This is a genomic window from Paenibacillus sp. FSL R5-0636 (assembly GCF_037974255.1).
Lineage (GTDB): Bacteria > Bacillota > Bacilli > Paenibacillales > Paenibacillaceae > Paenibacillus_AQ > Paenibacillus_AQ odorifer.
The window spans coordinates 2,991,430-3,004,100 of the sequence record NZ_CP150232.1 but is presented as its reverse complement, the minus strand read 5'-3'; the positions used below and the strand labels follow the sequence as shown (position 1 = coordinate 3,004,100).

The 12,671-nt window shown below is 43.7% G+C and carries 12 protein-coding genes; 2 read left to right on the top strand and 10 right to left on the bottom strand.

The genetic code is table 11. The annotated features are described in order from the left end of the window. The first annotated feature begins 32 nt into the window (after positions 1-32). Positions 33-1,271 (top strand): beta-ketoacyl-ACP synthase II, encoded by a 1,239-nt coding sequence (gene fabF / locus MKX34_RS13520; RefSeq protein WP_076297723.1) that lies wholly within the window; start codon positions 33-35, stop codon positions 1,269-1,271. A gap of 84 nt (positions 1,272-1,355) precedes the next feature. On the opposite strand, the gene MKX34_RS13515 is transcribed toward fabF, so the two are convergent. The 4 genes from MKX34_RS13515 to MKX34_RS13500 form a co-directional block, all read right to left on the bottom strand. After that, the gene (locus MKX34_RS13515; RefSeq protein ID WP_076297722.1) at positions 1,356-2,822 is read right to left on the bottom strand and encodes a family 43 glycosylhydrolase; all 1,467 of its coding nucleotides are present in this window, start codon (positions 2,820-2,822) and stop codon (positions 1,356-1,358) included. Positions 2,823-3,011: 189 nt separating this feature from the next. Then, positions 3,012-4,079: an ABC transporter ATP-binding protein gene (locus MKX34_RS13510; protein ID WP_036686331.1), complete on the bottom strand. Its 1,068-nt coding sequence runs from the start codon at positions 4,077-4,079 to the stop codon at positions 3,012-3,014. 139 nt (positions 4,080-4,218) lie between these two features. Then, a complete protein-coding gene (locus MKX34_RS13505) occupies positions 4,219-4,758 on the bottom strand; it encodes an HXXEE domain-containing protein (protein ID WP_076297721.1) in 540 nt (179 codons plus the stop codon). A gap of 67 nt (positions 4,759-4,825) precedes the next feature. Beyond that, positions 4,826-5,788, bottom strand: coding sequence for an aminoglycoside phosphotransferase family protein (locus tag MKX34_RS13500; RefSeq protein WP_076297720.1), 963 nt, complete (start codon positions 5,786-5,788; stop codon positions 4,826-4,828). A 178-nt stretch (positions 5,789-5,966) separates the two neighbouring features. Here MKX34_RS13500 and fabV point away from each other — a divergent pair, with 178 nt between their 5' ends. After that, positions 5,967-7,157 (top strand): enoyl-ACP reductase FabV, encoded by a 1,191-nt coding sequence (fabV, locus tag MKX34_RS13495; protein ID WP_036686328.1) that lies wholly within the window; start codon positions 5,967-5,969, stop codon positions 7,155-7,157. A gap of 19 nt (positions 7,158-7,176) precedes the next feature. On the opposite strand, the gene MKX34_RS13490 is transcribed toward fabV, so the two are convergent. From MKX34_RS13490 to MKX34_RS13465, 6 genes are all read right to left on the bottom strand, one after another. Next, positions 7,177-7,434: a DUF2164 domain-containing protein gene (locus tag MKX34_RS13490; protein ID WP_036686326.1), complete on the bottom strand. Its 258-nt coding sequence runs from the start codon at positions 7,432-7,434 to the stop codon at positions 7,177-7,179. A 72-nt stretch (positions 7,435-7,506) separates the two neighbouring features. After that, positions 7,507-8,496, bottom strand: coding sequence for an aminoglycoside phosphotransferase family protein (locus MKX34_RS13485; protein WP_256717699.1), 990 nt, complete (start codon positions 8,494-8,496; stop codon positions 7,507-7,509). After that, positions 8,484-9,452 (bottom strand): sugar phosphate isomerase/epimerase, encoded by a 969-nt coding sequence (locus MKX34_RS13480; RefSeq protein WP_076101695.1) that lies wholly within the window; start codon positions 9,450-9,452, stop codon positions 8,484-8,486. Before MKX34_RS13480 ends, MKX34_RS13485 begins: the two co-directional genes overlap by 13 nt. Before the next feature lie 34 nt (positions 9,453-9,486). Continuing rightward, positions 9,487-10,557: a Gfo/Idh/MocA family oxidoreductase gene (locus MKX34_RS13475; RefSeq protein WP_038570443.1), complete on the bottom strand. Its 1,071-nt coding sequence runs from the start codon at positions 10,555-10,557 to the stop codon at positions 9,487-9,489. 22 nt (positions 10,558-10,579) lie between these two features. Continuing rightward, positions 10,580-11,677, bottom strand: coding sequence for a Gfo/Idh/MocA family oxidoreductase (locus tag MKX34_RS13470; RefSeq protein ID WP_036686323.1), 1,098 nt, complete (start codon positions 11,675-11,677; stop codon positions 10,580-10,582). Then, positions 11,670-12,437: a sugar phosphate isomerase/epimerase gene (locus MKX34_RS13465; protein WP_036686321.1), complete on the bottom strand. Its 768-nt coding sequence runs from the start codon at positions 12,435-12,437 to the stop codon at positions 11,670-11,672. The genes MKX34_RS13470 and MKX34_RS13465 overlap by 8 nt, the downstream gene beginning before the upstream one ends. Between the last annotated feature and the right edge of the window lie 234 nt (positions 12,438-12,671).

Genomic DNA, 12,671 nt, shown 5'->3' with positions numbered 1-12,671 from the left:
ATACTAGTATACACTAGCTGAGGAGGTTCATTATGGAACGCGTAGTGATTACAGGCATGGGCTTAATCTCACCACTTGGGAATACAATCGGGCAATTTTGGGATCGGCTAATTTCTGGTGAGTCGGGTATATCCCCGATCACTTCATTTGATACAACAGGTTTTAAGACGAGGATTGCTGGCGAAGTACGTGATTTCGATGCCGAGGGCAGATTTGGCCGTAAAGAGGCACGCCGAATGGACAGATTCAGTCAATTTGCCCTCGCAGCTACTGAAGAGGCTTGGAAACATTCTGGTCTCCAGCTTGATAAGATTGACAAGGAGAGACTTGGCGTTTATGTAGGATCTGGCGTTGGAGGAATTCAGACCTTGATGGATCAAGGTACGGTCCTGAAGGATCGTGGTCCTGATCGAGTTAGCCCTACCTTAATTCCCATGATGATCTCCAATATGGCTGCAGCAATGATCAGCATTAAATTTGGAGCTCTCGGCCCGACCATGTCTCCAGTAACAGCTTGTTCTATTGGCAATACTGCGATTGGCGAGGCTTTCCGTTTAATTCGTTATGGCGGTGCGGACATCGTTATAGCCGGGGGTTCTGAAGCTGCTATTACTGGCATCTCGCTGGCCAGCTTTGGGAATGCCACCTCTTTATCTACACGAAATGAGGAGCCTACGAAAGCGAGTCGTCCTTTCGATGGAGGACGGGATGGCTTTGTGATCGGTGAAGGCGGCGGCATAGTCATTCTTGAGTCACTCTCCCATGCTCAGCGTAGAAACGCCAAGATTCACGGCGAAGTGATCGGGTATGGTGCTAGCTCTGATGCTTATCATATGGTTGCCACTCATCCAGAGGGAATTGGTGCCTATCAAGCTATGAAGTTAGCGCTAAATGAAGCTAATCTCCAGCCTCACAATGTAGATGTAATCAGCGCACACGCGACAAGTACAGTAGTAGGAGACCACTCTGAAACCCTAGCGATTAAAAAATTATTTGGCGAGCATGCGTACCACATCCCCGTAACCGCTAATAAGTCCATGACTGGACATGCTTTGGGGGCCGCTGGCGGCTTAGAAGCCATTGCGTTAGTTAAGAGTATCCAAGAAGGGATCATTCCTCCTACCATCAATCAGGACATGCCTGATTCCATCTGTGATTTGGATTACGTACCTAACATTGCACGAAAAGCTAATCTCGAAATAGGCATCTCCAATTCTTTTGGTTTCGGCGGCCATAATGCTGTTATTGTGATCCGAAAGTTCGTATACTAATCTTACATTATAAAAGGGGTTTCAACTTAGCCATTACACATGACTAGTTGAAACCCCTTCTGCTGTTAATCCTTTTAAACTATCTTATTCCGAAGGTGATACATGACTTCCCCAGATAGAGATCCCTTCATTAGAAACCGCGGTGAACGTCATAACATTACTGGCTGTAGCTTCATTCCACTCTTTCAGGAACACACCCTTATAAGTAGAACCACCTATCGTTAACTCTGCAGTATGATCGTCGATAAGCTTCCACTTGCCCTTAACCGCGCCTTTGATTTTACCACTCTTCGTCAATTGAATTAGCTCTGATTGCACGATATCAGCCGTAATCTCTTTATTATGATTTACATATTTGTATTCGCCTGCGATTTGCTCTTTCGTATATTTATCAATGGTCTCGCCGCCATAACGGTGTGGTGCGACCACCGGCCAGCCATCAGCGTTCATGAACATTTGATGTACTCTAACCTCATGCTTTTCACCACGATTCGGGAACCGTGTATGGAAGATCAAATAATACTTGCCAGTCTCTTCATCGTAAAATGCGGAGTTATGTCCTGGTGATACATATCCTTCCCCACTTACTGGGAGCTCATCGTCATTATTCAGGAATTCGAAATTCCCCATGAGTTTAACTCCGTAAGGAGCATAAGCAGGATCATCAAACAATACGCCAGCTGTGCCCTGTGAATGGATCATATCCTGGCCCTCAGAATCTTCAAAAGGTCCATCAGGTGTCTTCGAGCGAGCTACACGGATGTTATATCCACCATCTGCAGCCAGACCTCCGTAGGATAAGAACAGATAGTAGTAATCCGTCTCAGGACTGTACAGCATATAGGGAGCTTCTATCCGCGCATGATTTGCGCCTAGAAGCTTTTTGCCATAACCTTGGTCTGGCAGTGGGAATCCTGTGCTTGTATCCAGTTCCATAATAAAAATACCACCGGAATAAGAACCATACACCATCCACAATCTGCCTTCTTTATCAAAGAACACATCCGGATCTACAACATTCGGCTTTTGTGTGGCATCATAAGTTTCTCCGTCATCCCCTGCGCCCACCATACCGGACTTCAGAAAGATCCCTTTGTTCTTATAAGGTCCTTCAATATGGTCTGACACGGCTATACCGAGTGCTGATAATGGGGAATCGCCTTTACAAGCGTTGTAATACATATAATATTTGCCATCCGCCAATTGAATGACATCCGGAGCCCATAAGGTGTCCGTCTTTCCCCAGGTTAAGGCCTCTTTTAATTCCTCTTTGACATTCGGGATGAGTACGTTTCCATCAACAACTCCAGAGGACAATTGAGTCCAGGACATCAGGTCGTCGGATTTAGCAGAAGCCAAATGAGAGCCAAACACATAGTACTTATTATCAGCCAAAATAATGGATGGATCATGTACAGAAACATTTTTAAAGACAGGCTGAACAGGCTCAGGTCCGCTGTTTGTGTTACCAGAGTTAGCCGTGTCGTTGTTGCATGCGGTTACAGCTAATAATGAAACACTAAGTAAAGTAGTAATAATTATCTTCTTCATCGTTATACCCCCTATGTATGCCTTTTCATTTTGAGATGAAAACGATAAATAGTCAACCCTTTTATTTAATTAAGTTCGTATTAATTCACACTTATTTAAATAATAGTGAACATTTTAGAAAATAAAAAAAACGCTAAGCCAACTAAATGGCCTAACGTTTCCTCTTATTATTTAGTTAAAACAAGTTGCTTACTTAGCGCCTTCTTGCACTAAAACAGGCTCTGGATAAGCGTTCTTAAGCACACGTTGTCTATTCTTAACAACTGTTGGTGGTTCCACCTTAGGAGCCATCGGATGCATTAGCCAAGATTTCACCATATGGGTATCCGAAACCTTATACATTGGAGGCTCTTTCTCCATATCGATTTGCATAGCATAGGTGCTGCGAAGTGCGAAGGCATCACCCTTAGGCGGTTTGATCAAATCTGGAGGTGTACCAGGAATCGCGGTAAGCAAAGAACCTTTGCTCTCAAGACTTGGCATGGATGCAAGTAATCCCCAAGTGTAAGGATGTCTTGGATCGTAGAAGATCTCTTCTGCAGTTCCCATTTCAACAATTTGTCCGGCATACATTACCGCTACACGATCCGCCATTCTTGCTACAACACCAAGATCATGGGTGATAAAAATAATCGCCGTATCAATCTTCTTCTGTAATTCCTTCATCAGGTCAAGAATCTGTGCCTGAATGGTTACGTCGAGCGCTGTAGTTGGCTCATCCGCAATCAGAAGCTTTGGGTTTGCTGCAAGTGCCATTGCGATAACGACACGTTGACGCATACCGCCACTGAACTCATGTGGATATTGATTGAAGCGGCGCTCTGGTGAAGGAATACCTACTAGCGTAAGCAGCTCAATCCCACGTTTATTTGCAGCTTCTTTGGAGATTTTCTCATGTTTGTGCAGTACTTCAGTAATTTGTCTGCCGACCTTCATCATCGGGTTCAAGGAAGTCATCGGATCCTGAAAAATCATACCGATCTCTTTACCACGAATCTTCTGCATTTGCTTTTCAGTCTTACCGATCAAATCTTGTCCATCAAATAAAATTTGTCCACGTTTATATTCTCCTGGCGGCGTTGGAACTAGCTTCATTACCGCTTGTGAAGTTACACTTTTACCGGAACCGGATTCTCCAACAATCGCTAGAGTTTCACCTTTATCTACATGGAAGCTAACACCACGGATCGCTTGTACTTCTCCACCGTGTGTTTTGAATGATATCGCTAGATCTTTTACCTCTAAAAGGCGCTCCATCTTGTCACCCTCTCATTTCCTCGTCAATTATGATAATGATTCTCACCAAGTTGTAAGCAATAAGTATTATTTTATCTAGTTCTAAGGGTTCTAGTCAAGATTTTTCTGAAAAAGATATGGCCAGCAGCAGCCTTATGTACTAGTTCTGTTTAATGCGAGCTCTATTCTTCACTAACAACCACAATATTGGCGGAAGCAGCAAAAGAACTAACAGTAGAGACCATCCGATATCTCCAAGGGATACCAAGTTGTCATTCAATAGTCGATAATACGCATAAAGAGAATAGGGAAGAACTACTAGTACTGCTGTAACTACCCCTGGTGCATATACCTTTAAATATATCGTCTGTCCTAGATGAGTAAATACATGTAAGAAAAATACCGCAAGCACTGCCAGGTACAATAAATAACTAGAAAAGAAAACTGCAATACAAGTTACCGTCACTATCAAAATATACACGAATAATACGTCCATTGCAAAATTACGTGTAGTCATTTGTAACATCGAATGATATGTCTTGCGCATAAACGAAGGAATTGCAGCCTCTAACCTGGTTCTATACTTTGCACCCCATGCTTCAATCGTTAATATTTCTTCAAAATCATGAAACATAAATAGGATCGGCAACAGCCACAGCAAACTTACGATATCTATATGTACACTTAGCCACTCAAACATGTGAATCCTCTCCCTTCTCCTACTCAGCCTCCTTACCTTCTTATGTTGTGATCTTGCTGAAAATGTCCTAACCCATGAAACGGTCCCAACCTTCCAGCAGATTATCATGTGCCCACTGGAAATGGCCTTGGCTATCGTATTTACGCGAATAACACTCAATGAAATAAATTAAATCGATATATAAGTCGTAGAGCTTTTTGCGTGCACATTCATTAGGGCTATCAAAGCTGTCCCCATAACCTCTACAGAAATACTCAGAATTCTCAATATAGCGAAAATAATATTCCATAAGGTAATCGCCCCATAACGCCCGTTCCCAATCGATTAAAGCAACAATGCTTCCCTCTCGTACAAACACATTCCCATCCCATAGATCCCAGTGAACTAAACGTGGCTCAGTCACCACATCCATCACATGTATACGGCTGTTGATCTCCGCCTCAATCGTTTCTAAAGGAATGGGCATCTTTGCATCTAATCGCCGAGCATCATCAAGGAGGTTGCCAATTAAATTTTGAAAGGTTTCCCGCCAAGAAGTCCCCTTTATCTTCGAGGATACATTAAATAATCCAAAATGATCCCCTTGAATTTCATTAATAATCCGGCTATAACGACCTAATTCTTCCTCAATACAACTTCTTTGCTGCGGACTAAGCTCTTCCTTAATTTCATTATAGGGCTGGCCGATTATTTTCTCCATGAAAAAAAAGTCACTCAATATTAAATTTCTGCTGTTATCATAAGCGTATACCTCAGGCACAGGTACCGTTCCTTTAGACTTCATTAGCTGCATTGCCGCAACCTCTGTAGCCATGATATCGTGCTCGTAACTTAGCGTGTCTGTCTCATCAGATGGCGATATCTTAAGAATCGTAGCCCTGCCATCTGACAATAGGAGGTCATAAGCTGCGTTGAAATAACCTCCCGTCAATTCCGTACTTTGAATGATTTTCACATGGCTTCCAAAAGCAGCACCCACCAGGATGTCCTGCTGCTCAACCGTCAATTTTGTTTTAGTCTGACTTTCCAAGACTTCACCACCATACAGAGTTAAGTAAATGCAAAAATCCAACCTTTTAAAAGCCCAGGATTTATTGTATTAGATACAAGAAATATAAACAATCCTTCTCCATTGGAATGAAAATTGTTAAAATTAGAAATAACACGTATCATTAGCTGCTTTTCATGAAAGAGAGGAAACTATTATTATGATCATAAAACCTAGAACACGTGGCTTTATATGTACAACCGCACATCCGCAAGGCTGCGCTCGTCAAGTCGAGCGGCAAATTGAGTATATTAAGGCACAACCCGAGATCAAAGGACCACAGAAGGTGCTAGTCATTGGCGCATCCACAGGCTACGGCCTCGCCTCACGGATTACAGCCGCCTTTGGGGCTGGAGCCAGCACAGTAGGCGTATATCGGCCGAGCAGCAGCAATGGAACCCGTACAGCCTCTGCTGGGTGGTACAATTCTGCAGCCTTCGAACAACTTGCGGAGTCTGCTGGCCTGCAATCCTACAGCGTTACCGGAGATGCATACTCCAAAGAGACCAAAGAAAAAACGATTCAGCTGATCCGCAGCGAATTAGGACAAGTCGATTTGGTCATCTACAGTGTTGCTTCTGGGCGCCGTACAGATCCGGAGACAGGTGAAGTATATAACTCTGTTCTCAAACCTATTGGCGACACCTTTACCAACAAAACTGTAAATTTTCACACCGGTGAGGTAAGTCAAATCTCCATTGAACCCGCGACCGATAAGGAAGTTCATGATACCGTACGGGTGATGGGCGGTGATGATTGGCAGCTATGGATAGAAGCACTCCAGCAAGCCGGAGTATTAGCAGATCACGCAACCACTATTGCTTATTCGTATATCGGATCAGAGCTTACTCAAGCGGTATATCGCCAGGGAACCATTGGACTTGCTAAAGACCATCTTGAAGCTACGGCGAGAACACTTAACGAAGCGTTATCTGTTACTCACGGTAGAGCTTATGTAGCGGTCACAAAAGGTCTTGTCACACAGTCCAGCTCGGCGATTCCTGTAGTGCCCCTCTATATTTCCGCCCTTTACAAAGTCATGAAAGAGCACAGTCTTCATGAAGGTTGTATTGAGCAGACCTATCGGTTGTTTGCTGAACATCTCTATGCAGCGAAAGGAACTCCTGTGGATGAAGAAGGCCGTATCCGTATAGATGATTGGGAATTGTCTCCGGCAGTCCAGCAAGAAGTTATCGAAATCTGGGACCAGCTTACTTCAGACAATATCTACGACCTAACGGATCTGCATAGCTATAAACAGGAATTCTTCCAGCTATTTGGCTTCGAGACTGAAGGTGTAGATTACGAAGCTGATACTGATCCAGACGTAACTGTTATAAATCTGCGTTAAAATTTATCGTGTTTTTGGATTATCTTCTGCCTGAGGATAAGGGTTGTTCGAGAGCATACATTTCCTCTTCCAGAGATATCATCTTTTGCTCAATCATTTTTCGTGCATCTGCCAACGCTTGATTGTAAATATAAGGCGAAAGTTCTTTGAGCATAAAATCGAGAAGGTTCTCGCTGGCTAATTGCCCAATTTCACTGGACAGCTCTGTATCAAAATATTCTTGAATACTGGCTGTAATCTGAAGCTTATGTTCTCTCGGTATTTTTAACGGCTGCATGGTAATCCTCCAATCTAATTAGATATAGGAAAATGACGTGCTTTCGCACGTCATTTTTTACACCTATAACCTTCATTCACTGCTGCCTTTGAAACGGTTCCAACCCTCAGTCAAGTTATCGTGCGTCCAACGGACATAACCTTCGTCTGCATATTTGCGTGAATAACATTCAATAGCAAGAATAAGATCAAGATAAAGATCATAAAGCTTCTTCCGCTGAATCTCGTTTGGACTGTCGTAGGTTGTTCCGTACCCCTTATAGAAACTGGCAGAATTCTCAAAATGCCTAAAATAATACTCCATCAGCACATCGCCCCACAGGGCTCTCTCCCAGTCAATCAGCGATACGATGACTCCATCCTTCACAAATACATTCCCATTCCATAAATCCCAATGCACCAGTCGTGGCTCGGTTACAGCATCTAATGCAGGGAGATACTTGGAAACCTCCTGCATAATCTCTTCATAGGACGCAGGGAGCTGTGCATTCAGCCTCTTGGCATCAGCAAGTACACTTTCCATCAGGCATGAAAAGGTCTCTCTCCACGAGGCTCTTGGCTCCTCTGAATCCGTTCCAAAAATGCCAAAACGTTCTCCGCGTATCTCATTGATTATGCAATTGTAACGCCCCAGCTCAGTTTCGATAGCATCTCTCTCCAGAAGTGAAAGACTCTCCTTCACATCACTGTAGGGCTGGCCCTCCACCTTCTCCATAAAGAAATACGGAATAGGAATGAGCAGCAGACTTTCATCATAATGGTAGACGGCAGGCACGGGCACGACACCCTTATCTGCAACCATTCGGAGAGCTTCCACTTCAGTTCGCATAATGTTCTTCTCGTAACTTAACGTATCTGTCTCTACAGCAGGGGCAACCTTTAGAATGACAGATTTCCCAGTGCTAAGTTCCAAATCATAGGCTGTATTAAAAAAGCCTCCGGTAAGTTCTGAACTAAGGTTAACCGCAGTTTCTGAACCGAAAACCGCTTTCACCAAAATATCCAGCTGTTCATCATTTAATTTAACTTTCGTGAAGCTCTCCATTTCGTTTAAACCCACCACATTTCTGTCAGTGGCTCCTCAATCAATACTTGTTGAAGATTACTTACAGCTTTAGAGAAACCTTCTTCAATAGACATCAGCCCATCTTCATGCTCGATACTAACCACATAGTCATACCCAACCAAACGAAGTGCACTAATAATGTCAGCCCAAGTCTTAAGATCATGTCCAAAACCGACAGAACGGAACTGCCAAGCACGGTCAAGCATCTTGGTATACGACTGCATATCAGTTAATCCGTGCATGTTGACATTCACAGGATCAATAACGGTATCCTTCGCATGGAAGTGATGGATTGCACCTTGGCGTCCCAAAATATGAATCGCTTGCACAGGATCAATTCCTTGCCACCACATGTGACTCGGATCAAGGTTCGCACCGATCACTTCACCTGCTGCTTCTCTCAGCCGTAGCAGAGTACCTGGTGTGTGTACAGAGAATCCGCCATGCAGCTCAAGACCTACCTTTACATCGTGCTGAGCGGCAAAGGCACCCCATTCTTTCCAATAAGGAATAACCTTGTTCTCCCATTGCCAGTCCAGAATTTCTTGATAATCATTTGGCCATGGAGCTACAGGCCAGTTCGGATATTTAGCACCCTCATGATCTCCAGGACATCCAGAGAAGGTATTCACAACCGGAACCCCTAGCTTCTGCGCCAATTTGACCGAGTTTACGAAATCCTCATGATCCTTTTGAGCAAGTTCTTTTTGCGGGTGCAATGGGTTACCGTGGCAGCTCAAAGCACTGATTGTAAGTCCGCGAGATTCCACAGCATGTTTGAATTCTTGTAAGGCTGTTTCATTCTCCAGCAGCATTTTAGGGTCGCAGTGGCTGTTGCCAGGATTGCCTCCCGTACCGATTTCTACCGCCTTTAGCCCTTTGGATACTACATAATCAAGAGCATCCTCCAGCTTACGACCTCCAAACAAGACCATAAATACTCCAAGTTTCATTGTAGGCCACCTCCTCTTGGAAATAGTTTACTTATTATTTACCGTAGATATCAAAATTCTTCACCACTTGATTACTCTCAGCAGCTTCAAAAATAACTTCAATCAAATTCTGTACCCGCATAACCTCAGCGTTCTTAACGATAGGTTCTGCAGTACCCTCAATGACAGCAGCGAAATTATCATAAAAGCTAGAGCTTAACTCCGACGGCTGAGGTAATTCCTCAGTGATCGTTGCCCCCTCCGATGGAGGTGCCATAGTTTTAGTTAGTCCTACACCTGCACGAATCGGCTTCGGTTCGATTTTTTCACCTGCGTTATTTCTTGTCACCAATCTTCCGGTTAATGACCAGTCTTCAATAATTCCAGTACCTTCGATACCCTTCACATACCATCTTGGCAATGTAATAAAGTTAGTCGTCCCAACCTCTACGATCGCTTTAATTCCATTCTCAAATTGCAGAATAGCTTCAAAGCCGTCATCGACATCGTTTCCTAAAATAAAGCTTAGACTACTGCTCACACTGGTGATTTTGCTATCAATCATGAATAATAGCTGGTCCAATAAGTGAACGCCCCAATCCAGCAGCATCCCTCCGCCTTGTGCCTTAACATGACGCCAGTCTCCAGGAATTCCGTTTGCTCCATGCACGCGGGATTCGATCTGGAATAGGGATCCAATCGTCTCCTCATCGTACATTTTTTTGATGGTTAAAAAATCTTCATCCCAACGTCTGTTCTGATGCACCATAAACACACGTCCAGCTTCATCAGCGGCTGCCAGTATTTCTTGAAATTCAACCTTCGATAGAGTAACTGGCTTCTCACAAATGACATGTTTGCCAGCTTGTAATGCACGAATCGCAATTTCTTTGTGCACATCGTTCGGTGTGGCAATTAGAATAATTTCGACCGAAGAATCTGCCAATACTTCTTCATAACTTTGGTACGCCTTGTAGCCAGCGTCGTTGGAATTGGTACGACGTGCTTCAAGCACATCGTACGTTCCAACTACGATTAAGGTAGAGGTCTCTTTTATCAATCCTGCGTGATAACTTCCCATTCCTCCAAAACCAACAATGACTACAGAATGTCTGTTTGAACTCATGAACTTCACACCTGCTTCTCGTTTAGTTATCTGATGTTCCGTCAAAATACACAGCACGACCTGTACGGGAAGATTCGTAAATAGCCTCCAAAATTTGGGTAACGACAAGGGCTTGTTCAGGTTTAACTACTGGTTCTTTATCTTCCCTAACTGCCTCAAGCCACAAGCGAGCTTCACGATCGGATTCACTCTCTTGTCCTCCGTTAAAGAAAGCTACTCCCCCTGCGGACAAGTCAATTTTAGTCTCGTATAGACGGCCACCACGGTCACCATTTAAGCGTAACCCGTCCTTCATATCTGCGCCACCCTCTGTACCTGCGAGGAGCGTCTTCGCTTCTCCAAATTCCGATACATTAAGAGCCCAGCTTGATTCCAGTACAATTGTAGCACCATTTTCCATGGTAATAAATCCAAATGCTGAATCTTCTACTTTAAATTGTTCAGGGTCCCATGGACCAAAGGCATTTCCGCCGTTTTTACGGTTACCTAGCTTATGAAAAGTCGAGCCCATAACACTACGCGGTTTATAATTGTCCATCATCCATAATGTTAGATCAAGCGCATGCGTACCGATATCGATCAGTGGACCCCCACCTTGCTTTTCTTCATCCAGGAATACGCCCCATGTAGGAACCGCACGACGACGTACTGCGATCGCTTTTGCATAATAGATTTCACCAAGCTCACCGTTTTCGCAAACGTCTTTAAGGTATTCACTATCCGCACGATAACGGTTTTGATAAGCTACAGACAATTTCATGCCTGTACGTTTAGCAGCCTCTAACATTTCCTGTGCTTGAGCTGTAGTCTTCGCCATAGGCTTCTCACACATTACATGATTGCCAGCTTCCAATGCTGCGATTGTGATCACGGAGTGACTGTCATTCGGTGTACATACATGCACGATATCGAATCCTCCGGCTTTCAAAAGCTCTTGATAATCTGTATATACAGCCGCGCCTTCAGCACCATAGGTTTTTGCTGCTTCCTGTGCACGTTCTTCGACGATATCACAGAAGGCTACCATTTCAGCATCTGCTTGACGTGACAAACTTGGCATATGTTTTCCATTAGCAATTCCACCGCAACCGACAATAGCAATTCTCAACTTTTTAGACATGAACATTTCCCCCTTGATTAGCGTATGCTTTTACCCATTTCAAACTATCTTCTACACTTTCTAATGGTGAACGGCTGCAATAATCCTGCTCCACTACCGCCCACTCTACCTTTGCCTGTACAGCCGCATCAAGAATTGCTGTAAGGTTTACTTCTCCTTCGCCTAGAACAACCGTTTCCGGTGAACCATCCTCATGTTTCTTCAAATCTTTCAGATGGATGATCGGCAACCGGCCAGCGTATTTGTTGATATATTCTACGGCATCATAACCTGCGTGATGTACCCAGCATGTATCCATTTCAACTTGCAGCAAATCAGCTGGCACTTCTTCAAACAAACCGTCAAACGCTGTACGGTCACCATATCGATCAGTTAACTCAAAGTCATGATTATGGTACAAAAGAACCGCTCCACGCGCCTTGCACTTTTCTCCAATGATCTTCAGATTCGCAGCAACTTCTTCATAGTTACGTTGTTCTTCTGACAGATACGGCACAATCAGATTATGATTTCCAATCTCTAGGTTGTACGCAATCTCTGCCTCTGTATCATTTAACAACGCGTCATAGGGACGGTGTGCGCCCAGCGCAACTAATCCTAGTTCATCAAGCAGTTGTTTGACTTCTGCTGCGCTACGGCCGAAGTAATGGAAAAACTCCACGCCTTTATAACCAAGGGCTGCCACTTTACGCAGTGTCCCTTCAAAATCCTGTTCCAGTTCTTCTCTGAGCGTATACAATTGCAGGCCTATCTTCAGCATTTTCGAATCACTCCAATTGGATTTAAAGTTAGCTTTCTGTAGTGATAATCACTTGAACAATAATGCTGTAACAGAATTGACTAATCTGATTCTCATCAGTTTCCTTAAACTGTCATTCTTGTAAGCACAGCTAATACCGACTGTTTCTAGCGTTGATGGTCGATTTCTTTCTTTATTGCTTAGCTACATAGTAATATGAAAGCGTATATATTAAAATGAAGAATATGATTAAAA

Coding starts and splice junctions, on each gene's coding strand:
- fabF (WP_076297723.1), top strand. CDS start 33: ATGGAACGCGTAGTGATTACAGGCATGGGCTTAATCTCACCACTTGGG.
- MKX34_RS13515 (WP_076297722.1), bottom strand. CDS start 2,822: ATGAAGAAGATAATTATTACTACTTTACTTAGTGTTTCATTATTAGCT.
- MKX34_RS13510 (WP_036686331.1), bottom strand. CDS start 4,079: ATGGAGCGCCTTTTAGAGGTAAAAGATCTAGCGATATCATTCAAAACA.
- MKX34_RS13505 (WP_076297721.1), bottom strand. CDS start 4,758: ATGTTTGAGTGGCTAAGTGTACATATAGATATCGTAAGTTTGCTGTGG.
- fabV (WP_036686328.1), top strand. CDS start 5,967: ATGATCATAAAACCTAGAACACGTGGCTTTATATGTACAACCGCACAT.
- MKX34_RS13490 (WP_036686326.1), bottom strand. CDS start 7,434: ATGCAGCCGTTAAAAATACCGAGAGAACATAAGCTTCAGATTACAGCC.
- MKX34_RS13480 (WP_076101695.1), bottom strand. CDS start 9,452: ATGAAACTTGGAGTATTTATGGTCTTGTTTGGAGGTCGTAAGCTGGAG.
- MKX34_RS13475 (WP_038570443.1), bottom strand. CDS start 10,557: ATGAGTTCAAACAGACATTCTGTAGTCATTGTTGGTTTTGGAGGAATG.
- MKX34_RS13470 (WP_036686323.1), bottom strand. CDS start 11,677: ATGTCTAAAAAGTTGAGAATTGCTATTGTCGGTTGCGGTGGAATTGCT.
- MKX34_RS13465 (WP_036686321.1), bottom strand. CDS start 12,437: ATGCTGAAGATAGGCCTGCAATTGTATACGCTCAGAGAAGAACTGGAA.